Origin of the sequence: uncultured Lutibacter sp. (genome assembly GCF_937891065.1) — a bacterium.
Lineage (GTDB): Bacteria > Bacteroidota > Bacteroidia > Flavobacteriales > Flavobacteriaceae > Lutibacter.
Genome location: NZ_CALAEQ010000170.1, coordinates 1 through 20,696 on the forward strand (window position 1 = coordinate 1; position 20,696 = coordinate 20,696).

The following is a 20,696-nucleotide window of genomic DNA, read 5'->3' on the forward strand; positions in this document are numbered from 1 at the left end:
TACAGTTTCAGACAATGGCGTTGGTATAAGCCCTGATACACTATTGAAGCTTTTTGATATTTCTGAAAAAATTACTACAGAAGGAACTGCAGGCGAAAAAGGAACAGGTTTAGGCTTGTTGCTTTGTAAGGAATTTGTAGAAAAGCACGGAGGTAAAATTTGGGTAGAAAGCGAATTAGGAAAAGGAAGTGCATTTAAATTTACGTTGCCCTTATTTATTAAAAAATTAAAATAAGTAAGCAAAAACATATATTTCGTAGAGAAAATAATGTAAATTAGTTTTTTGTTTATTGATTTTGCTATTATATTACCAAATTTATTAAAAATGACTTTAAAGAAAGATGTTTTAAAAGCGTTTGCGTTCTTATTCATATCACTTATTACAACTTTTATCTTAACCAAATTTGTATATAACAATGCTGAAGACAAAGCAACCCTAGAATTTAAGAGTCATTGTGATCAAATATCTTTAAAAATTTCAAACCGCCTTCATGCGCACGCATTACTTTTAAGAAGTGGCTCAGCTTTTTTTACAGTTTCAGATACCGTTACCCGAAACGATTGGAAAGAATTTATTGATAAAATAGCCATTGGAAAGAATTTACCTGGTATTCTTGGGACTGGATTTTCTATAAATATACCTAAAGAACAATTACAGCAACACACTGCACACATACAAAGCGAAGGATTTTCTGAGTATAACGTGCACCCTATTGGTGATAGAGAACGGTATACTTCCATTATTTATCTTGAACCTTTTAATGAACGCAATAAGAAAGCTTTTGGTTACGATATGTTTTCAGAACCTGTTCGTAGAAAAGCCATGGAATTGGCGCGCGATTTTGATATTGCCGCACTCACAGGAAAAATACTTTTAGTACAAGAAATAACGACAGATAAGCAGGCTGGTACTTTAATGTATGTTCCAGTTTATAAAAAAGGAATGCCAGTTAATACCTTAGAGCAACGCCGTAAAGCAATCAAAGGATGGGTATATAGTCCTTACAGAATGGATGATTTGATGAAGGGAATTTTAGGGAATATGAATTCAAATAGTAGCGATAGAATTCGTATGCAAATATATGATGAAAGTATTTCTGAGGATTCGCTGTTATTTGATTCGCAAAATGGAGAAAGTACATTGAAAAAAGACTTAAAATTAGTTACTGAACAATTAACACTTGACTTTAATGGTAAAAAATGGATTTTAAAATTCTCAAATCAAAAAGAAGATGTTTCATATTTTCAAGGTAAAGTTTTTATAGTTTTAATTGGGGGTGTTATTATAAGTTTATTGTTATTTTTAATTATTTTATCTCTTTATACAACAAGAAACAAAGTTAAATTAGCCGAACAATTGGCTATAGAGCTTAGTGAAAGTGAAGAACGTTGGAAATATGCTTTGGAAGGAGCTAAAGATGGGGTTTGGGATTGGAATTTAAAAACAAATGAGTTTCATTTTTCTACACAATGGAAAACAATGCATGGGTACAAAGAGCATGAAAATAAGAATGGTTTGGATAATTGGAGTCAGCTTGTGCATCCTGAAGATAAAGAAAAATGGTATGCAGCTATTCAATTGCATATTGAAGGAAAAGTTGATTCTTATTCAAATACGCATAGGGTTTTAGCTGAAAATGGCTCATGGAAATGGTTTTTGGATAGAGGAAAAGTGATGCAATTTGACGAGAATAATAAACCTATTAGAATTATAGGAACAAGTCAAGATGTTTCAGAACAAATTAAAATGAAAAATGAATTGATTAAGCTGAATGCAGATAAAGATCTTTTTATTTCAATTTTAGCACACGATTTAAAAAGTCCGTTTAATTCAATCCTTGGTTTTTTAGATATTTTAAAAGAAAATATTCGTACGTATGAGATTGAAAAAACAGAAAAATTCTTAAACATAATTTATACTTCAGCAAAAAGCACCTTTAGTTTATTGGAAGATATTTTAATATGGGTACGATCAAATTCAGGCAAATTAGCTTTTAAACAGGAAAGGTTAAGTCTTTCAGATACGTGTATTAATGTAATTGAAAATTTGAAGTTAGTAGCAAAGACTAAAAATATTGATATCAATTGTTTTTCAGATAGAGAAATTTTTGTTTTTGCTGATAGTAATATGTTGCATACCATTATAAGAAATATTATTTCTAATGCTATAAAATTTACCAATGAAAATGGTAAAATTTCTGTTTATGCAGAACACAATAAATCAACTGCAACAATTACAGTTTCTGACAATGGCGTTGGTATAAGCCCTGATACACTATTGAAGCTTTTTGATATTTCTGAAAAAATTACTACAGAAGGAACTGCAGGCGAAAAAGGAACAGGTTTAGGCTTGTTGCTTTGTAAGGAATTTGTAGAAAAGCACGGAGGTAAAATTTGGGTAGAAAGCGAATTAGGAAAGGGAAGTGCATTTAAATTTACGTTGCCTTTGTACCAAGAAAATTAAAAATGCATAAATTTTAATATCAAAAAATAGTAAAACCACAATCATTATTTATTATAATACATCTATTTACTTTAAAAAAGAAAGTAATGACTATTTATTGTATTATTTTTAATAAAGCATTTTCACAAGTTATTTTATAAAAGTGTGTCTAATTTGTAAATAATAAATTTTGAATAATTGAAGTTTCATTCAATGACGGACAAAGAATTAATAGAAGGCATTTTAAATAAAAATCAAGCAACTTTTAAAATCCTTGTAGATAAATATCAATCGCTTGTATTAAATACCTGCAACAGTTTTTTACATAATAAAACTTTTTCTGAAGATGTAACACAAGAAGTATTTATTGAAGTTTTTTTATCAATTCACAAGTTTAAAAAAGAAGCTAAATTATCTACTTGGTTGTATCGTATTTCGGTTAATAAATCACTGAATTTTATACGTGATAATAAAAAAAATAATCTTTTTAAAAGTATTGAAAACTTTTTTTTAGGAGAAGGTAATCAAGAACTACAAATTTCAGATAACGAGCATGAAACTTCTGAAAATGAAGCTATTCAAAAAGAAAGAATTGAATTATTACATCAATCAATCAACGCGTTATCTAAAAATCAAAAGGTAGCTTTCACTTTACATAAAATGGAGGATTTGTCGTACAAACAAATTTCAGAAGTTATGAATTTATCTCTCTCATCAGTTGAAGGACTAATACATAGAGCAAAAATAAATGTACAGAGAGAGATATTAAGTTTTTATAAAAAAAAGTAAAAAAAGGCAAATGTTTTTTTATCAACTAGTGTCAAACTAATAATACAGCTTAAAATGAAATGTAAAACAGTACATACTAATTTAATTCCTTATTTTAATAATGAGCTTCAACTTGCACAAAAAAAGGAAATAAAAAAGCATATTGAAAATTGTGAAGCTTGTAATTACAAGTACTCTCAATTAGAAATTACTTTTAATCTGATTGCGAAAAAAGAGGTTTTAGAACCAGATCCATTCTTATATATGCGAATTAACAGGCATTTAGCGAATCTTCAAAATGAAAAAAATCAACCTGTTTATAATGCTTTTTATATAAGAGCTTTGCAACCAGCTTTATTCTCATTAGTCTTGTTAGTTAGTATTTGGGGCAGCCTAAAACTCAGTAGCATTTCCTCTGTTAAAGGCTCATTATTGAAAACGCAGACTACCGAATTTTATTTTAATGATTTGGGACATGAAAAAATGGAAGTTTTATTATTGAAAGATTAATACAAAACAGATGAAATTATACAATAAAAATACATTGATATGGATAATTGTAATTCTTATAGTTACAAATCTTACAACAATAGGATCCATAATTTACCATGCTTATTTTCCACAGAATATATCTCAAATTACTCAGGAAAATCAAATTGAAATACCAAATAGTCACCTGGGAAGATTTTTTAGAGACGAATTAAATTTAACAAAAGAACAACATCAACAATTTAGAAAATTAAGACAACAATTTCATGTAGATGCAAATGCTAAAACAGCTAAAATGCAAGTTAAACGAAATGAAATTATGCTTGAGTTAGGAAAAGAAAAATCGGACACGATTTATTTAAATGGGCTTGCAAAAGACATTGGAGATTTGCACGAGGAGCTTAAACATTTAACATTTGACTATTATCTGGATATGAAAAGTATTTGTAACGAAGAACAAAAAAGTAAATTATTTCAAGTTTTCAGCGCAATGACAAATAATGGTAATGAAATACAAATGCCTAGCAATTAGCAGAATAATTTCAAAAAATAAATTCACGTAAATTATATAGAAACAAATAATAATTAATTTAAAAATAAGTACAAAATGAAAAATTTAAAAACAGGAACAATCGGAATGCTGATTATTGCTTTGTTATTTAGTGTAAGTACATTTGCTCAAAGAGCAACTAGAATGGGTAATGGACAAGGGAATGGTAATGAACAAGGATATTTTTGCAATAATATTCCAAATATTAGCACAGATCAACAATCAAAAATTACAGATTTTAGATTAGCGCATTTAAAAGAAATGCAAACTAACAGGAATCAATTAGCTATAAAAAGGGCTAATATGCAAGCTTTGCGCGCTGAGGGCAATATAAAATCTATCAATAAAACAATTGATGAGATGGGAGTTATCAGAACAAATATGCAAAAAAGCAAAGAGCAGCATATTCAAGATATCAGAAGTATTCTTACTACCGATCAGCAAGTATATTTTGATAATTCTAATAGAGGAACTGGAAATGGTCAATACTGCAGAGGAAACAGACAAGGACAAGGGAATAGATCAGGAAATAGACAAGGGAATGGCATAAATTGTGGCAACTGGTAAAATTCACATTATACCTAATCTATTAAAAATATATATTTTTAAAAAGCTATTGAATTAATTTTAATAGCTTTTTCTCTTTTTAGCAAAAATACCAATAACTGGTGTTTTTAAAATGATGATACCTAACTAATTTTAGAGAGTTTAATTCAATAAAATATATGTTAGAGTTTCTTCGTTTTACTTGATTTTATAAATTGTAATTCGTTCATTTCTAAACTATTAAATATAGCTAAAAAAGTATGCCCATACTTTAGTAATTGTATGCGCATACTTTTACTTTTGTATGGGCATACTTTAGCATTTGTATGCGCATACTTTCTTAATTGTATGGGCATACTTTTAATAACAAATATGCAGCCAAAAAAGGTAGTATTAAGTAGTGAAATAGCTAATAATTGCAACTTTGTTTTTTTATTTCGTAATAAAATTATTTACAGCAAAAAACAACGATTAATACACTTTATAAATAGGTAATTTTAAATGTGCAGCTTCATAATAAGGGGAGTTTTTATAAACAAAATCTAATTGAGCTCTTGGGTTTTTTGCAAAACTTGTATCTGTTTCAATTTTTAAATCCAAGGAATCTTTTAATGTTGGATTTTCTTTTAAAAACGCTTCAGCAATGTCTTCAAAAACATAGGCAGAATATCCTTCTTTTTGTTGAAGAATGGCATCAAAAAAGTTCCAGTTAAAAAAAGAATCTATAGCTTCAGCTTCTAGTGTTTCTAGAATATAACGCGCACCATTTTGATTTACAGGAATGTAAATATCACCTTTGTTAAATGCAATAGTTTTTTTAGATGAAATAACTGTCGTGTTATAATGCTGATAATGCCCTTCGTAAGCTTCAGTTCTTGTTTTATAGTCTTTTATATGCTGTTCTTCAGCACTAAAAGAACTGTCTTTTTTAAGAATTGTAAATTCAATAGTATTATCTCTTAAACGTTCTAAAATATTCCAATATCCTTGTTTTAAAATATAGGCTTTTGGAATGGTTATTTCTTTGGAAGGTATAAACTCATTATAGTATTTAACAGGTTTTATATAGGGTTTTGTTCTATCATAAAATAGACGTTTTCCGTTGGTAACTTTACTGTTGATTAAAGTTCCTTCATAGCCTTTAAATTGTAAGATTGAAAATGTATTTTCATCTAATTCAAATGCAATTGGATAAGTTTTTTTAGCTAAAATTTTAGCAACTGCATGCTTGCGAAGTTCTTTTATCTGAGTCCCATTTTTTATAGTAAAATCTATAGCGATTTCTAATAAACTATAAGTTAGTTCAACACGTTGTTTGTAGGGTTTTAACATATGAGTTTCAATCATGAAACCCAAAGTATTAAAAAGTGTTGTATAACCACTGGAATATCTAGGAGAATCAAAATATTGACTAAAACCTTCTTCTGGAGTTTTTCCCCAAACATTCACATAAGGAGTTATTGAAATATCTTTCTTTAGTAAAGATTCTTCAATTTGTGGCCTCATTTCATTTTCTATAAACACGCCTAATTCTCCACCAAGTTTGTTATGTTGTGTAAAAAGGTGTGTAATTCCATATTGATAATCGGCTCCGTTACTCACATGATTTTCAATAAAAATAGCGGGATTTATTAAGTGAAAAATTTGAGCAAAAGCTTTTGCATTTTTTGTGTCAGCTTTTATAAAATCTCTGTTTAAATCATAATTTCTAGCATTTCCTCTAAAACCATATGCTGCTGGTCCGTTTTGATTTACGCGAGAGGTGCTATTTCTATTTAGTGAACCACCAATATTGTAGATCGGAATTATCGCTAATATTGTATTTTCTAATTGTTTTATTTGGTTAGGATTTTGAACAATATCTCTAAGCAACAGCATAGTTGCATCAATACCATCAGGTTCACCAGGATGAATTCCATTATTAATTAGAATTACATTTTTTGATTCTCTTATTTCCTTAAAGTCGAATTTTTTAGAACTATCGAAAATAACAAGGTGTAACGGAAAACCACTGTCCGTAATTCCCATTTCAAAAATTGAAATTTCAGGATACTTTTTGGCTAAACTTTTATAATAGTCAATTGTTTCAAAATAAGTGGAAGTTTCAGTGCCATTTGTTTTTTCAAAAGGAATTATAAAATCAGGTTCTAAATTTTGAGCATTAATTGCGAAAAAAGAACAGATTAAAAATAAAATTGAGAAATTTTTAGCCATCCGACTTATTTTTCGATTACACTTTTTGGAACAAAACTTGAAATATTGCCTCCATTTCTATATACATCTCTAACAATGCTAGAACTTATAAAAGAAGTGTTAGCAGAAGTTAATAAAAAAACGGTTTCAATATTTGATAATTTTCTATTGGTTTGGGCAATGGCTTTTTCAAATTCAAAATCAGCGGGATTTCTTAAGCCTCTTAAAATAAAATCTACATCTAATTTTTGACAAAAATCAATAGTCAAACCAGTATAGGTTTCTACTTTTATTTTAGGTTCGTTAATGTAACTCTTCTTTATAAAATTTAAGCGCTGTTCTAATGAAAACATATATGTTTTATCGGTATTTATACCAATTGCAATAATAATTTCATCAAATAGAGGTAATGCTCTATTAATAATATCAACGTGTCCTAACGTGATTGGATCAAAAGATCCCGGGAAAATTGCTCTTCTCATAATTAATTTTTAAATGCCATTTCAACGGCGTTATGAAAAAGTTTCTCTAAGCTAATCCCAGCAGCAGCAGCTTGTTGAGGAATTAAACTTGCATTCGTTAAACCTGGTACTGTATTTATTTCTAAAAAATAAGGTTCATTATTTACTAAAATGTATTCGGCGCGTGAAAAACCACTCATATTTAAAATTTGATAAACACTGGAAGCTGTTTTTTCTAGTTTTTTATGAACTTCGTCAGAAATACGAGCAGGAGTAATTTCCTCGGATTTTCCTAAATATTTGGCCTCGAAATCAAAAAATTCATTTTCAGATACAATTTCAGTCATTGGTAATACTTTAATCTTTCCTTCATATTCAATCACTCCAATTGATATTTCAGGTCCGTCTAAAAAAGATTCAATTAAAATTTGAGAATCTTCAATGTAAGCTTTTTCTATGGCCGGAATCATTTCTTGCTTTGTTTTTGCTTTAGAAATTCCAAAACTAGAACCAGCATTATTTGGTTTTACAAAACAAGGTAAGCCAACTTCTTCAATTATTTCTTCCACATTAATTTTATCACCTTTATTTAAAAAATAAGATGTAGCTGTGTTTATTCCATACTGTTTCACAACACTTAAACAATCTCGTTTATTAAAAGTTAAAGCCATTTGGTAAAATGGTGCTGAAGTGTGTTTTATTCCAATTAATTCAAAATAAGCTAAAATAGTTCCGTCTTCACCCGGATGCCCATGAATTGCATTAAAAACACAATCAAAAATTATTTTGTCACCATTAATTTCAGCTGTAAAATCGTTTTTGTTTATTGGGAATTCTTTGTTGTTATCATCAACAAGTACCCATTTATTTTTAAGAATATGGACTTTGTAGGTATTGTATTTTTCTTTTGAAATGTTTTTATAAACTACTGCACCACTCTTCAATGAAATATCAACTTCTGAAGAATAACCACCCATTATTATGGCAATATTTTTTTTCATTTTATGTTTAGAACTTTAACTACAAACTTACATATTTAAAGTTTAATGTTGAAAGGAATAATTTGTAAATTTAATTGTTTGAAATTTATTTGAGCGAATATTAATTCATATAATAAGCAACAAAATATGAATTTGTAAGTTGGTATTTATAAAGTATCTTTGCACAAATTAAAAAAGGGAATATGAGTCTTATTCAATTTATAAAATCTAAAACATTTTTAAAACACTTGCTATTTGCAGTTTTGGGTTTAGCAATATTTATTTTTGTGGTTATTAAATGGTTGAATATATCAACCAATCATAATCAAAAAATTGAAGTTCCAAACTTAGAAAAGTTGAGTTTAATGAAGGTTGAAAGAATATTGAAACAATTAGATTTAAATTTAATAGTCATAGATTCAGCAAGTTATAATCCTTTATATCCAAAAAAATCAGTAATAGAGCAAAGTCCTGAAGCAGGTGATTTTGTAAAAGAAGGTAGAAAAATATATTTAACATTAAATCCTTCTGGTTATGCAAATGTTGAAATACCTGACTTATTAGGAAAAACTAAAAGACAAGCTAATTCTCAATTAATGGCCATTGGTTTTAGAGTGAGTGATAATGTGGTTTATGTTTCAGACATAGCAAAAGATGTTGTGCGAGGATTAAAATTTAATGGAAAGGATATAAAAGCAGGAGAAAAAATTCCACAAAATTCTGTAATTACATTAAAATTAGGCGATGGATATGGTGGAAGTCAGTTTAACAAACAAAACGGAGAAGAAGAAAACTAATGAATGTTGAAGAATTAGAAAAAGAAGAATTTTACGAGCATTTTAGATATATTGCACACGATGGTCAAGTACCGTTGAGAGTTGATAAGTTTTTAATGAATTTTGTAGAGAATACCACTCGAAATAAAGTGCAACAAGCTGCTAAGGCGGGGAACATTTTAGTAAATGAGATTGCTGTAAAATCAAATTATAAAGTTAAGCCAAAAGATGTGGTTCGTGTTGTATTAGCACATCCACCACATGAAAATTTATTGGTTGCAGAAGATATTCCTTTAGATATTTTATTTGAAGATGATCAAGTTATTGTTGTAAATAAACCTGCCGGAATGGTAGTGCATCCGGGCCACGGAAATTATAGTGGTACATTGGTAAACGCTTTAATTCATCATATTGAAAATTTACCAACAAATTCTAATGAGCGTCCAGGATTGGTTCATAGAATAGATAAAGATACAAGTGGTTTATTAGTGGTTGCCAAAACTGAATATGCGATGGCACATTTATCAAAACAATTTTTTGATAGATCTACGGAGCGTTTATATTATGCATTGGTTTGGGGAAATGTTGTTGAAGAAGAAGGCAAAATTGAAGGACATATTGGGAGAAGTTTAAAAAACAGACTTCAAATGAGTGTTTTTCCTGATGGTGAATTTGGGAAACCTGCAATTACGCATTATAAAGTTATTGAACGTTTTAGTTATGTTACACTGGTGCAGTGTAAGTTAGAAACAGGTAGAACACATCAAATTAGAGCACATTTTAAACATATTGGGCATACACTTTTTAATGATGAGCGTTACGGAGGTGATGGTATTTTAAAAGGAACTACGTTCACTAAATACAAACAGTTTGTTGAAAATTGCTTTAAAGTTTTACCAAGACAAGCACTTCACGCAAAAACTCTTGGATTTGAACATCCAATTACAAAAGAATTCATGCAATTTAATTCGGAAATACCACAAGATATTGTTGAGTGTTTAGAAAAGTGGAGGACTTATACCGAAAATCAAAAGTATTAAAAGGAGGCAAGCATAACAAATTTTGATACTATAGGAATGATTAATGGTGCATAGCAGCTGTTGCCACTAAAAATAAAATTTAAACAGATGAAAGAATTTGATGTTGAAAACTGGAAGAGAAAAGATCAATATAAGTTTTTTAAAACCTATGAAGATCCATTTTTTAATATTACAGCTAACTTAGAAGTTACTAACCTTTATCGTTATTGTAAACAACATCATCTTTCTTTTTCACTAGCTTGCTTGTTTGTTGCTATAAAAAGTATAAATGAAATTCCAGAGTTTAAACTTCGTTTTAAAAATGATAAAGTGGTGTCTTTTGATTTGGTAAATATTGGCTCTACTGTTTTAAATGATGATCAAACTTTTTCATTTTGTGATTTCCCTTATAAGTTCTCAATAATTGAGTTTATTGAAAGCGCAAAAGCAATAATTGAAAATCATAAAAAAGGAATAAAGTTTGATGCCAATGAAAATGAATTGGCAATTGTGCACTGCTCAACCATTCCTTGGATTTCATTAACAGGTTTTAAACATGCAAGGAAAGGAGATGAGAAAACAATGGGAGTACCAAAGATTGTTTTTGGTAAATGGTTTGAAGAAGCTGAATTAAAAAAAATACCCTTTTCAGTTGAAGTACATCATGCATTATTGGATGGTTTTCATGTAGGTCTTCTTTTTGAAAAAATGCAACAGTATATGAATGAACTAACATAATTTAGCACTATTTTAAAATACCTACTTCATATTAAAATAGACATAAATTATAACTAAATAATTGTAATTTTGTTTTACACTGAAAATGTAAAAAATGAAAATAGTAATATCACCAGCCAAATCATTAGATTTTGAAACTAAAGTGCCAACTTCACAATTTACAAATGGCATATTTTTAAACGAAGCAGAAAAATTAAATGTAATTTTAAGGAAGAAATCACCAAAAAAACTTTCTGAGTTAATGAGTATTTCTTCTAAATTAGGAGAGTTAAATTGGCAACGAAATCAAGATTGGCAATTGCCATTTACATTAGAAAATGCAAAACAAGCAGTTTTTGCTTTTAAAGGCGATGTTTATATTGGACTAGATGCATATACACTTTCAGAAAATAAAATAGCGCAACTTCAAAATAAATTAAGAATATTATCAGGGCAATATGGTTTGTTAAAACCGCTAGATTTAATGCAGCCATATCGTTTAGAAATGGGAACCAAATTAAAAGTTGGTAAAAAAGATAACCTCTATCAATTTTGGGATGCAACAGTTACAAATGCTTTTAATGAAGAATTAAAAGATGATGAGATTTTTATTAATTTAGCTAGTAACGAGTATTTTAAAGTAATTAAACCAAAGCTGTTAAAAGTTCCCGTAATTACGCCAGTTTTTAAAGATTATAAAGATGGCAAACTAAAAATGATAAGTTTTTTTGCAAAAAAGGCTCGTGGTTTAATGGTGCGATTTATAATTGATAATGCAGTTGAAAACATTGAAGATTTGAAAGGCTTTAATTATGAAGGCTATGCATTTGATGCTAATTTATCATCAAATAATGAATTGGTATTTACACGATAATTTTTTTATTTTTTTACAATTGTATTGTTTTTTTATATATGTTTGTTCCGTTGTTTTACAAATAACAGAAATAGATGTTTTAGAATTGTAACTTGTTTATAATGAAATTTTTAAGTAACTATGTACTTCGTGAGTACAGTGAGAAGTTTAGAATAATACAAACTTCTTTTAAATACATTTTTAATACTTTTAACTCACTTCCAGTTTTAAGTAAAAATAGCGTATATTTAGTTTTAAGAGTATGAATTTAATTTTTAACATTGTTAATGATAGCCACTTTTAATGGCGTTATAATAAAATTTTTAATTAAAGATAGTAATGAATACTAAATATATAGATTTAATAAATCAAACATTCGATTTTCCCCAAGAAGAATTTACAGTTGATGCTGCTAAAAATTTACACTTTCATGATATTGATACCATGAAATTAGTAGAAGAATATGGCACACCTTTAAAATTTACATATCTACCAAAAATTAGCGAAAATATTCAAAAAGCTAAGAAAATGTTTGGGACAGCAATGCGTAAACATAAATATAAGGGGAAATATAATTATTGTTATTGCACAAAGAGCTCACATTTTAAACATGTGTTAGATGAAGCTTTAAGTAATGATATTCATATTGAAACATCTTCAGCAATAGATATAAATATTGTTGAAAATCTTAAAAAAGATGGTAAAATATCTGATAAAAATTATATTATATGTAATGGGTTTAAGCGTGATGAATATATTACTAAAATTCAAGGATTAATAAATGCGGGACATAAAAATTGTATCCCTATTATTGATAACTATGAAGAAATAGGATTACTTACTGAAGGAGTTAAAAAAAGAATTAATATTGGAATAAGAATTGCTTCTGAAGAAGAACCTAAGTTTGAGTTTTATACTTCTAGATTAGGGATTGGATATAAAAATATTGTTGATTTCTACAGACGTGATATAAAAGAGAATAAGAAAGTTAACTTAAAAATGTTGCATTTCTTTATCAATACAGGAATTAAAGACAATGCATATTACTGGAACGAATTAAATAAATGTTTAAAAGTTTATATTAATTTAAAACGCATTTGTCCTACTTTAGATAGTTTAAATATTGGTGGAGGTTTTCCTATTAAAAACTCATTGGCTTTTGATTATGACTATGATTATATGGTAGATGAAATTATTTATCAAATTAAAAGTGCGTGTGAGGAAGCAGAAGTGCAACCACCTAATATTTTTACAGAGTTTGGAAGCTATACTGTTGGAGAAAGTGGAGCTACTATTTATAAAATTTTATATCAAAAGAAACAAAATGACAGAGAGAATTGGAATATGATTAATTCTTCTTTTATTACAACACTACCAGATAGTTGGGCAATTAATAAACGATTTATTTTACTACCATTAAATAGGTGGAATGACAATTATGAACGTGTTTTATTAGGAGGTTTAACTTGTGATAGTGATGATTATTACAATTCAGATCAGCATGTAAATGCTATTTATTTACCAATGTATAAAGAAGAAAAACCATTGTATATTGGCTTTTTTAATACAGGTGCTTATCAAGAATCATTAGGTGGTTACGGAGGATTACAACATTGTTTAATTCCACAACCAAAACATATTATAATTTCGAAAGATAAAGACGGAAAACTAGAATATAAAGTTTTTAAAGAAAAACAAACAGCAAATGACTTTTTAAAAATATTGGGTTATGAATAAAAGAACGTACGCAGGAATTCCTGAACAATACGCTAAAATTGAAACTTCAAAAGTAGTTTTAATAACAGTTCCTTATGATGGAACAAGCACTTGGCAAAAAGGAGCTGATAAAGGGCCTGAGGCTTTTTTAAATGCTTCAGAAAATATGGAACTGTATGATATTGAAACAGATTCAGAAGTTTATAAAAATGGAATATTTTTAGCAGATGCAGTAACAGAAAATTCTTCACCTGAAAAAATGGTTGAAGCCGTTCATGCTGCAGCAAAATCATTTATTATAAAAAATAAATTTGTTACTTTATTTGGAGGTGAACATTCAATATCTATTGGTTCAATTAGAGCTTTTAATGAATGTTTTGATAGTTTAACGGTTGTGCAAATTGATGCACACGCTGATTTAAGAAAAGAGTATGATGGTTCTAAGTGTAATCATGCATGTGCAGTTTATGAAGCAAGTCAAAATACAAATTTAATTCAAGTTGGAATTAGAAGTATGGACAAAGCTGAAACGACAGTGATGGATACTGATAAAGTATTTTTTGCGCACGATTTAGCACAAGATGATTATTGGATGGAAAATGCTATTGATTTAATGACAAATAACGTTTTTTTAACAATAGATTTAGATGCCTTTGATCCATCAATAATGCCATCAACGGGTACACCAGAACCTGGTGGACTATTATGGTATGAAACACTTGATTTTTTAAAGAAAATATTTGAACAAAAAAATGTGGTTGGATTTGATATTGTTGAATTATGTCCAAATGAAAAAGAAAAATCATCAGATTTCCTAGCCGCTAAATTGTATTACAAAATGTTAAGTTATAAGTTTCAAGATATTAATGAAACAGATTATGATAACATTGATGGTTATAAACAACCAACTAATAAAAACTCAAAATTTGAAGACGAAGATAATGACTACTAAAGGAGCAATTTCACAATTTATTGAAAAATATTATTTACATTTTAATTCAGCAACCATTGTTGATGCAGCCAAAGAATATGAAAATCAGTTAGCATCTGGTTCTAAAATGTTAGTTTCTTTAGCTGGAGCTATGAGTACAGCTGAATTAGGTAAGATTTTTTCTGAAATGATTAGAGAAGATAAAGTTCAAATTATTTCTTGTACTGGAGCAAATTTAGAAGAAGATATTATGAATTTGGTAGCACATTCTCACTATAAAAGAGTTCCAAATTATAGAGATTTAACTCCTCAAGATGAATGGGATTTATTAGAAAAAGGATTGAATAGAGTTACAGATACTTGTATTCCTGAAGAAGAAGCTTTTAGACGTTTGCAAAAACATGTATTCAAAATTTGGAAAGATGCCGAAGATAAAGGTGAACGCTATTTCCCACATGAATTTATGTACAAATTATTACTTTCAGGTGTTTTAGATCAATATCATGAAATTGACCCAAAAAATAGTTGGATGATAGCTGCAGCCGAGGCTAATTTACCAATGGTTGTTCCAGGTTGGGAAGATAGTACTATGGGGAATATTTTTGCTTCATATGTATTAAAAGGTGAATTAAAAGCAAGTACTATGAAGTCAGGGATTGAATATATGACTTTTTTAGCGGATTGGTATACTGATAATTCTAAAAATGGAATCGGATTTTTTCAAATAGGAGGTGGTATTGCAGGAGATTTTCCAATTTGTGTAGTTCCAATGTTATATCAAGATATGGAAAGACCAGAAACACCATTTTGGAGTTATTTTTGTCAAATTTCTGATTCAACAACAAGTTATGGTTCATATTCAGGAGCAGTTCCTAATGAGAAAATAACTTGGGGAAAATTAGATATTAACACTCCGAAATTTATTATAGAATCGGATGCAACTATTGTTGCACCATTAATTTTTGCCTATTTGTTAAACATGTAATTTAAAAAAATGAAGAGAGTAATTGTAGATTATGCTAAATTAACGAGTGATATATTAGATCTATTAGTTGAGAAATTTCCAACTGGTTATGGTTATAAAGATATTATTACTTTTAAAAATGCAAAAGATGAAACTGTTAGAGCTGTAGAAGTAACTACTGAGGACACTACTTATTTGGTTAAAATAAGTTTAAAACTAGAAGAGACTATGGAAGAATACGACAGTGATGACGATAATTTCGAAGAAGCATATGATAATGACTTTGAAGGTGTTGCAGAAGATGAAGTTGAAGACGATGATTAAAATAAAATAATACCTCTTATAAATAAAAAAACCTGCATTTCGCAGGTTTTTTTATTTATAAGAATGTTTTTTCTTAATATTTTGATTCTTGACCTAATTCTTTCACTAATAAATAGTAAACAATAGCTCTATATTTATTTCTGTTAGATTTTCCCATTTTTTCCATAACTGCATCGATAGCATTGTCTAATTTAGCACCATCTGAAAGTCCTAATTTTTTAATTAGGAAATTGTTTTTTACAGTTGCTAATTCTTTAGCATCCGATCCAGAAACAGTTTCAGCATCTTTTTTGTAAATTGAAGGGCCTAAGCCTTTAGTAACTTTTGCAAATAAATCAGCATTAAAGCTAATTCCTAAATCTTTCATTGCACCTTGATAAAGTGCTATTTTTTCATCAAATTTACTCATAAGTAACGATTTTTTTATTAATAATTTAGTTCTGTTATCAAATATAAAAAATATTATTTGTTTAATGATAATTTTTTTTAACAATCTGAGATATTTACACTTACGGCAAGACCTCCTTCCGAAGTTTCTTTGTATTTAGAATTCATATCCTTTGCTGTTTCCCACATGCTAGAAATTACTTTATCTAACGGAACTTTTGCATGAGACGCATCTGATTCTAACGCTAATTCAGCAGCGTTAATAGCTTTAATTGCACCCATAGCATTTCTTTCAATACAAGGTATTTGCACTAAGCCTCCAATAGGGTCACATGTTAAGCCTAAATGATGCTCCATAGCAATTTCACTAGCCATTAATACTTGCTCTGGAGTTCCTCCTAATAATTCTGTTAAAGCTCCTGCTGCCATCGCAGAAGAAACACCAATTTCAGCTTGACACCCACCCATAGCGGCTGATATAGTTGCTCCCTTTTTAAATAAGCTACCTATTTCACCTGCAACTAATAAAAACTGTTTTATTTCATTAAAATTGGCTTCATGATTTTCAATAACCAGATAATACATTAAAACAGCGGGGATTACTCCTGAGCTGCCATTCGTTGGAGCTGTTACAACTCTACCTAATGATGCGTTAACTTCATTTACGCTTAAAGCAAAGCAGCTTACCCATTTTAATATTTGTCGAAATTTGACTTCAGTTTTTCGAATAGTTTCTAACCATTCATTCGGAGAATTATAATGTGAACTACCAATTAATTTTTTATGAATGTCAAAAGCACGCCTTTTTACGTTTAATCCACCTGGGAGGATTCCTTCTGTATGGCAACCTGTAAACATGCACTCAAGCATAGTTTTCCAAATTCTATTAATTTCAAAGTTTATTTCTACATCACTTCTTAATGATCTTTCATTTTCTAAAACAATTTCTGAAATCTTTAATTGTGTTTGTTTACAAAATACTTCTAATTCTTTTGCTTTTTGTATTGGGTAGGGAAATGTTTTATGAATTTTAATATTCTCTTTTGCATGAATTAATTCTTCTCTAACAACAAAACCACCACCAATAGAATAATAAGTGTCAGATGAAATTTCAATTTCATTATTAAATCCAGTGAATTTTATTCCATTTGAATGAAAAGGTAAAAATTCTCTATTGAAAATGATATCATCTTTTGAATCAAAAAAAATTAAATTTTTCCCACCAAATTTTAGTTCTTTAGAAGTTTGAATTAAATGAACCAATGGTGAAATCTCATCTATTGGAATATTTTCAGGATCAGATCCTGCTAACCCTAATATTAAGGCTAAATCTGTAGCATGTCCTTTTCCTGTTAAAGATAAAGATCCGTATAAATCTACTTTGATAGTTGTAATCTCATTAAATATTTCTTCTTTTTTTAAATGATTAATCCATCTTTCTGCAGCACGCCAAGGTCCTAAAGTATGAGAACTAGATGGTCCAATACCAATTTTAAGCATATCAAAAACTGAAATACATTCCATTTTATTTTTTTAAGTGTGTAAATATATGCTTTTGTAAACTATGAATAATGTCAATTTAATGAGATTATAACTGCTTTGTTGACTTGTTAAATGACAATTAAAGTATTGATTCTTTTTAATTCTGACAACTTGACATATTTTTTTCAATGGCATAATCATTGACTATTTGAAGTTGTAGTTTAAAAAAAATAAGAACAAAAAATAAAATAGTATAGTTATGGGTAAAATAATAGGAATAGATTTAGGAACAACCAACTCATGTGTTTCTGTAATGGAAGGGAATGAACCAGTGGTAATTCCTAATGCTGAAGGAAAAAGAACAACGCCTTCAATTGTTGCATTTATTGAGGGTGGTGAAAGAAAAGTTGGTGATCCTGCAAAACGTCAGGCAGTTACTAACCCTTTAAAAACTGTTTATTCAATTAAACGTTTTATGGGTAATAAATATTCTGAGTCTAAAATGGAAGCAGAACGTGTACCTTATAAAGTTGTAAAAGGTGATAATGATACTCCTCGTGTAGATATTGATGGAAGATTATATACTCCTCAAGAAATTTCAGCAATGATTCTTCAAAAAATGAAGAAAACTGCTGAAGATTATTTAGGAACTGAAGTAACAGAAGCTGTTGTAACAGTACCAGCATATTTTAACGATGCACAACGCCAAGCAACTAAAGAAGCTGGTGAAATTGCAGGTTTAAAAGTTAGCCGTATTATAAATGAACCAACTGCTGCGGCATTGGCTTATGGTATGGATAAAAAAGGTATTGATCAAAAAATTGTTGTTTTCGATTTTGGTGGTGGAACACATGATGTTTCTATCTTAGAATTGGGAGACGGTGTTTTTGAAGTTTTATCGACAGATGGAGATACACATTTAGGTGGTGATGATGTTGATCAAAAAATTATTGACTGGTTAGCTGCAGAATTTAAAGCTGAAGAAGATATTGATTTACGTAAAGACCCAATGGCTTTACAACGTTTAAAAGAAGCTGCTGAAAAAGCGAAGATTGAGTTATCATCATCTGCTACAACTGAAATTAACTTACCATATGTTACAGCTACTGCATCAGGTCCAAAACACTTAGTGCGTAGTTTAACAAAAGCTAAATTTGAACAGTTAATAGATGATTTAATTAAAAGAACTATTGAGCCTTGTAAAACAGCATTAAAAGGAGCTGGTTTATCTACAAGTGATATTGATGAAGTTATTTTAGTTGGTGGATCAACTCGTATTCCTGCAGTTGTTGAAGCTGTTGAGAAATTTTTCGGAAAAACACCTTCAAAAGGTGTAAATCCTGATGAAGTTGTTGCAATTGGAGCAGCTATTCAAGGAGGAGTTTTATCAGGAGATGTGAAAGATGTATTGTTATTAGATGTTACACCACTTTCATTAGGTATTGAAACTATGGGGAATGTAATGACTAAATTAATTGAAGCTAATACTACGATTCCAACAAAAAAATCACAAGTATTTTCAACAGCGGCTGACAATCAGCCTTCTGTAGAAATTCACGTGTTACAAGGTGAACGTGCTATGGCAGCAGATAATAAAACGATTGGACGTTTTCATTTAGATGGTATTCCACCAGCACAAAGAGGAACACCTCAAATTGAAGTAACTTTTGATATTGATGCCAATGGTATTATTCATGTGACTGCTGGAGATAAAGCAACAGGAAAAACACAAGACATTAGAATTGAAGCTTCTTCAGGTTTAACTGAAGATGAAATCAAAAAAATGAAAGCTGATGCTGAAGCAAATGCTGATTCAGATAAAGCAGCAAAAGAAACTGCTGAAAAAATCAATGGGGCTGACTCTATGATTTTTCAAACAGAAAAACAACTAAAAGAGTTTGGTGAAAAATTATCAGCTGATAAAAAAGACCCAATCGAAGCTGCACTTGAGGAATTGAAAAAAGCTCATGAAATTAAAGATATTGCTCAAATTGATGCCGCAATGGAAAAAATTAATGAAGCTTGGAAAGTAGCAAGTGAAGAAATGTACAAAGCACAACAAGAAACACAAGGTGCTCCAACTGGAGATGCTGGGGCTGAACAGCCAAAAAATGAAAGTGATAATGTTGAAGATGTTGACTTTGAAGAAGTAAAAGAAGACAAATAGTTTCTTTTAAATATATTTAAAAGCGCCTCCTTAGTGGAGGCGTTTTTTTTTGGTTTTAGTTTAAAGTAAATTATTTATTTTTCAAGAATATGTTTTTCTAATACAAAACATACAAAATCACCTTCAAAAACAAGTTCATCTTTTTGATTAAAAACATGTACGTTTACTACTATTTTTTTTTCGTTTACTCTTTCAGAGATCGTTGCTTTAGCTGTTAATTCTTCATTTATAATAACTGGCTTCATAAATTTAACTTCTGCTTTAGCTAAAACAACAGTAGGCTCATTAATTGCTACCATCGCCGCATAATCGGCTAAGCCAAAAACAAACCCTCCGTGTGTTAGGTTAAATGAGTCAACAACCATTTCTTTAGTAATTTTTAAAGTTACTGTTGCAGTATTATTTTCTATTGAGGTTACTGATCCAACAAGTTTTTTTGAAGTAAGTAAGTGTGTTTTTTGCGTTGTTTTATTCATTTCTATATTTATTATTTCTTTATGAAAGCACGTTTTGTTTTTTAAAAAAGCAGCTGACAAATATACCTTTTTGCCATTGTATTAAAAAGGTGTTTAAAAAAGATATAACAATTTCCTATATTTGAAAAAATAATAAAATGAAATCAGCCAAATTAAACCAACTTTTAAATATTAAGTACCCAATAATTCAAGCTCCAATGTTTTTAGTGTCTAATACTAAAATGGTTATAGAGGCTATGAAATCTGGAATTGCAGGATGTATTCCGGCTTTAAATTATAGAAATGAAGAAGATTTGAGATTGGCTATAAAAGAATTAAAAGCGGCTAAAGTTGAAGGTGGTTCGTATGGTTTTAATTTAATTGTAAATAAATCAAACATAAAATATTTAGGGCAATTAAAAATACTTTGTGAAGAAGGTGTTGATTTTATTATTACTTCGCTTGGAAGTCCAGA

At 29.3% G+C, this 20,696-nt stretch carries 23 protein-coding genes; 16 read left to right on the top strand and 7 right to left on the bottom strand.

Annotated elements, in window-relative coordinates; all coding sequences use genetic code 11:
- The 6 genes from Q0352_RS09400 to Q0352_RS09425 form a co-directional block, all read left to right on the top strand.
- Positions 1-235 (top strand): ATP-binding protein (locus Q0352_RS09400; RefSeq protein WP_299527000.1); only part of this gene is annotated, 235 nt, incomplete at its 5' end.
- 90 nt (positions 236-325) lie between these two features.
- Positions 326-2,464 carry a CHASE domain-containing protein gene (locus tag Q0352_RS09405; protein WP_299527002.1) on the top strand — a complete coding sequence of 713 codons (2,139 nt, stop codon included), beginning with the start codon at positions 326-328 and terminating at the stop codon, positions 2,462-2,464.
- 177 nt (positions 2,465-2,641) lie between these two features.
- Positions 2,642-3,232, top strand: coding sequence for an RNA polymerase sigma factor (locus Q0352_RS09410; RefSeq protein WP_299527004.1), 591 nt, complete (start codon positions 2,642-2,644; stop codon positions 3,230-3,232).
- Between the two features lie 54 nt (positions 3,233-3,286).
- Entirely contained in the window at positions 3,287-3,721 is a 435-nt protein-coding gene (locus Q0352_RS09415) for a zf-HC2 domain-containing protein (protein WP_299527006.1), read from the top strand.
- Positions 3,722-3,731: 10 nt separating this feature from the next.
- Entirely contained in the window at positions 3,732-4,232 is a 501-nt protein-coding gene (locus tag Q0352_RS09420; protein WP_299527007.1) for a periplasmic heavy metal sensor, read from the top strand.
- A gap of 105 nt (positions 4,233-4,337) precedes the next feature.
- Entirely contained in the window at positions 4,338-4,817 is a 480-nt protein-coding gene (locus Q0352_RS09425; protein ID WP_299527009.1) for a hypothetical protein, read from the top strand.
- A gap of 161 nt (positions 4,818-4,978) precedes the next feature.
- Here Q0352_RS09425 and Q0352_RS09430 read toward each other — a convergent pair whose 3' ends face one another.
- The 4 genes from Q0352_RS09430 to Q0352_RS09445 all read right to left on the bottom strand — a co-directional run bounded on the left by Q0352_RS09430 (position 4,979) and on the right by Q0352_RS09445 (position 8,451).
- Positions 4,979-5,152 carry a hypothetical protein gene (locus Q0352_RS09430; protein WP_299527011.1) on the bottom strand — a complete coding sequence of 58 codons (174 nt, stop codon included), beginning with the start codon at positions 5,150-5,152 and terminating at the stop codon, positions 4,979-4,981.
- Positions 5,153-5,267: 115 nt separating this feature from the next.
- Positions 5,268-7,010: a M14 family metallopeptidase gene (locus Q0352_RS09435; protein WP_299527012.1), complete on the bottom strand. Its 1,743-nt coding sequence runs from the start codon at positions 7,008-7,010 to the stop codon at positions 5,268-5,270.
- A gap of 5 nt (positions 7,011-7,015) precedes the next feature.
- Positions 7,016-7,471 carry a pantetheine-phosphate adenylyltransferase gene (gene coaD / locus Q0352_RS09440; protein WP_299527014.1) on the bottom strand — a complete coding sequence of 152 codons (456 nt, stop codon included), beginning with the start codon at positions 7,469-7,471 and terminating at the stop codon, positions 7,016-7,018.
- Positions 7,472-7,473: 2 nt separating this feature from the next.
- On the bottom strand, positions 7,474-8,451 hold the full coding sequence (locus tag Q0352_RS09445; protein ID WP_299527016.1) for a D-alanine--D-alanine ligase: 978 nt from the start codon (positions 8,449-8,451) through the stop codon (positions 7,474-7,476).
- A gap of 182 nt (positions 8,452-8,633) precedes the next feature.
- Between Q0352_RS09445 and Q0352_RS09450 the strand changes: the two genes are divergently transcribed.
- From Q0352_RS09450 to Q0352_RS09485, 8 genes are all read left to right on the top strand, one after another.
- Positions 8,634-9,227, top strand: coding sequence for a PASTA domain-containing protein (locus Q0352_RS09450; protein ID WP_299527018.1), 594 nt, complete (start codon positions 8,634-8,636; stop codon positions 9,225-9,227).
- Entirely contained in the window at positions 9,227-10,246 is a 1,020-nt protein-coding gene (locus Q0352_RS09455) for an RluA family pseudouridine synthase (protein ID WP_299527019.1), read from the top strand. The genes Q0352_RS09450 and Q0352_RS09455 overlap by 1 nt, the downstream gene beginning before the upstream one ends.
- A gap of 87 nt (positions 10,247-10,333) precedes the next feature.
- Positions 10,334-10,963 carry a CatA-like O-acetyltransferase gene (locus tag Q0352_RS09460; RefSeq protein ID WP_299527021.1) on the top strand — a complete coding sequence of 210 codons (630 nt, stop codon included), beginning with the start codon at positions 10,334-10,336 and terminating at the stop codon, positions 10,961-10,963.
- A gap of 94 nt (positions 10,964-11,057) precedes the next feature.
- Positions 11,058-11,816 (top strand): peroxide stress protein YaaA, encoded by a 759-nt coding sequence (yaaA, locus tag Q0352_RS09465; RefSeq protein WP_299527022.1) that lies wholly within the window; start codon positions 11,058-11,060, stop codon positions 11,814-11,816.
- Positions 11,817-12,134: 318 nt separating this feature from the next.
- Complete coding sequence (locus Q0352_RS09470) at positions 12,135-13,532, top strand: arginine decarboxylase (RefSeq protein ID WP_299527024.1); 1,398 nt, start codon at positions 12,135-12,137, stop codon at positions 13,530-13,532.
- Positions 13,525-14,463 carry an agmatinase gene (gene speB, locus Q0352_RS09475; protein WP_299527026.1) on the top strand — a complete coding sequence of 313 codons (939 nt, stop codon included), beginning with the start codon at positions 13,525-13,527 and terminating at the stop codon, positions 14,461-14,463. The genes Q0352_RS09470 and speB overlap by 8 nt, the downstream gene beginning before the upstream one ends.
- A complete protein-coding gene (locus Q0352_RS09480; RefSeq protein WP_299527038.1) occupies positions 14,453-15,427 on the top strand; it encodes a deoxyhypusine synthase family protein in 975 nt (324 codons plus the stop codon). Before speB ends, Q0352_RS09480 begins: the two co-directional genes overlap by 11 nt.
- Before the next feature lie 9 nt (positions 15,428-15,436).
- On the top strand, positions 15,437-15,730 hold the full coding sequence (locus Q0352_RS09485; protein ID WP_299527027.1) for a hypothetical protein: 294 nt from the start codon (positions 15,437-15,439) through the stop codon (positions 15,728-15,730).
- A gap of 73 nt (positions 15,731-15,803) precedes the next feature.
- On the opposite strand, the gene Q0352_RS09490 is transcribed toward Q0352_RS09485, so the two are convergent.
- Together Q0352_RS09490 and Q0352_RS09495 are read right to left on the bottom strand one after the other, a co-directional pair.
- Positions 15,804-16,139 (bottom strand): DUF2853 family protein, encoded by a 336-nt coding sequence (locus Q0352_RS09490; RefSeq protein WP_299527029.1) that lies wholly within the window; start codon positions 16,137-16,139, stop codon positions 15,804-15,806.
- 77 nt (positions 16,140-16,216) lie between these two features.
- On the bottom strand, positions 16,217-17,641 hold the full coding sequence (locus Q0352_RS09495) for an L-serine ammonia-lyase (protein WP_299527031.1): 1,425 nt from the start codon (positions 17,639-17,641) through the stop codon (positions 16,217-16,219).
- 217 nt (positions 17,642-17,858) lie between these two features.
- Here Q0352_RS09495 and dnaK point away from each other — a divergent pair, with 217 nt between their 5' ends.
- A complete protein-coding gene (dnaK, locus tag Q0352_RS09500; RefSeq protein ID WP_299527033.1) occupies positions 17,859-19,766 on the top strand; it encodes a molecular chaperone DnaK in 1,908 nt (635 codons plus the stop codon).
- Between the two features lie 74 nt (positions 19,767-19,840).
- Here dnaK and Q0352_RS09505 read toward each other — a convergent pair whose 3' ends face one another.
- Positions 19,841-20,242, bottom strand: a complete 402-nt coding sequence (locus tag Q0352_RS09505; RefSeq protein WP_299527036.1) for a hotdog fold thioesterase — start codon at positions 20,240-20,242, stop codon at positions 19,841-19,843.
- Between the two features lie 137 nt (positions 20,243-20,379).
- Here Q0352_RS09505 and Q0352_RS09510 point away from each other — a divergent pair.
- Positions 20,380-20,696 (top strand): NAD(P)H-dependent flavin oxidoreductase (locus Q0352_RS09510; RefSeq protein ID WP_367274623.1); only part of this gene is annotated, 317 nt, incomplete at its 3' end.

Bases quoted from the DNA above. Each gene is read 5' to 3' on its own strand.
- Q0352_RS09455 (WP_299527019.1), top strand. From the start codon at position 9,227: ATGAATGTTGAAGAATTAGAAAAAGAAGAATTTTACGAGCATTTTAGA.
- Q0352_RS09495 (WP_299527031.1), bottom strand. From the start codon at position 17,641: ATGGAATGTATTTCAGTTTTTGATATGCTTAAAATTGGTATTGGACCA.
- Q0352_RS09435 (WP_299527012.1), bottom strand. From the start codon at position 7,010: ATGGCTAAAAATTTCTCAATTTTATTTTTAATCTGTTCTTTTTTCGCA.
- Q0352_RS09430 (WP_299527011.1), bottom strand. From the start codon at position 5,152: ATGCCCATACAATTAAGAAAGTATGCGCATACAAATGCTAAAGTATGC.
- Q0352_RS09405 (WP_299527002.1), top strand. From the start codon at position 326: ATGACTTTAAAGAAAGATGTTTTAAAAGCGTTTGCGTTCTTATTCATA.
- speB (WP_299527026.1), top strand. From the start codon at position 13,525: ATGAATAAAAGAACGTACGCAGGAATTCCTGAACAATACGCTAAAATT.
- Q0352_RS09420 (WP_299527007.1), top strand. From the start codon at position 3,732: ATGAAATTATACAATAAAAATACATTGATATGGATAATTGTAATTCTT.
- Q0352_RS09480 (WP_299527038.1), top strand. From the start codon at position 14,453: ATGACTACTAAAGGAGCAATTTCACAATTTATTGAAAAATATTATTTA.
- Q0352_RS09485 (WP_299527027.1), top strand. From the start codon at position 15,437: ATGAAGAGAGTAATTGTAGATTATGCTAAATTAACGAGTGATATATTA.
- Q0352_RS09415 (WP_299527006.1), top strand. From the start codon at position 3,287: ATGAAATGTAAAACAGTACATACTAATTTAATTCCTTATTTTAATAAT.
- Q0352_RS09425 (WP_299527009.1), top strand. From the start codon at position 4,338: ATGCTGATTATTGCTTTGTTATTTAGTGTAAGTACATTTGCTCAAAGA.
- Q0352_RS09445 (WP_299527016.1), bottom strand. From the start codon at position 8,451: ATGAAAAAAAATATTGCCATAATAATGGGTGGTTATTCTTCAGAAGTT.
- coaD (WP_299527014.1), bottom strand. From the start codon at position 7,471: ATGAGAAGAGCAATTTTCCCGGGATCTTTTGATCCAATCACGTTAGGA.
- Q0352_RS09460 (WP_299527021.1), top strand. From the start codon at position 10,334: ATGAAAGAATTTGATGTTGAAAACTGGAAGAGAAAAGATCAATATAAG.
- Q0352_RS09505 (WP_299527036.1), bottom strand. From the start codon at position 20,242: ATGAATAAAACAACGCAAAAAACACACTTACTTACTTCAAAAAAACTT.
- Q0352_RS09470 (WP_299527024.1), top strand. From the start codon at position 12,135: ATGAATACTAAATATATAGATTTAATAAATCAAACATTCGATTTTCCC.
- Q0352_RS09490 (WP_299527029.1), bottom strand. From the start codon at position 16,139: ATGAGTAAATTTGATGAAAAAATAGCACTTTATCAAGGTGCAATGAAA.
- dnaK (WP_299527033.1), top strand. From the start codon at position 17,859: ATGGGTAAAATAATAGGAATAGATTTAGGAACAACCAACTCATGTGTT.
- Q0352_RS09450 (WP_299527018.1), top strand. From the start codon at position 8,634: ATGAGTCTTATTCAATTTATAAAATCTAAAACATTTTTAAAACACTTG.
- yaaA (WP_299527022.1), top strand. From the start codon at position 11,058: ATGAAAATAGTAATATCACCAGCCAAATCATTAGATTTTGAAACTAAA.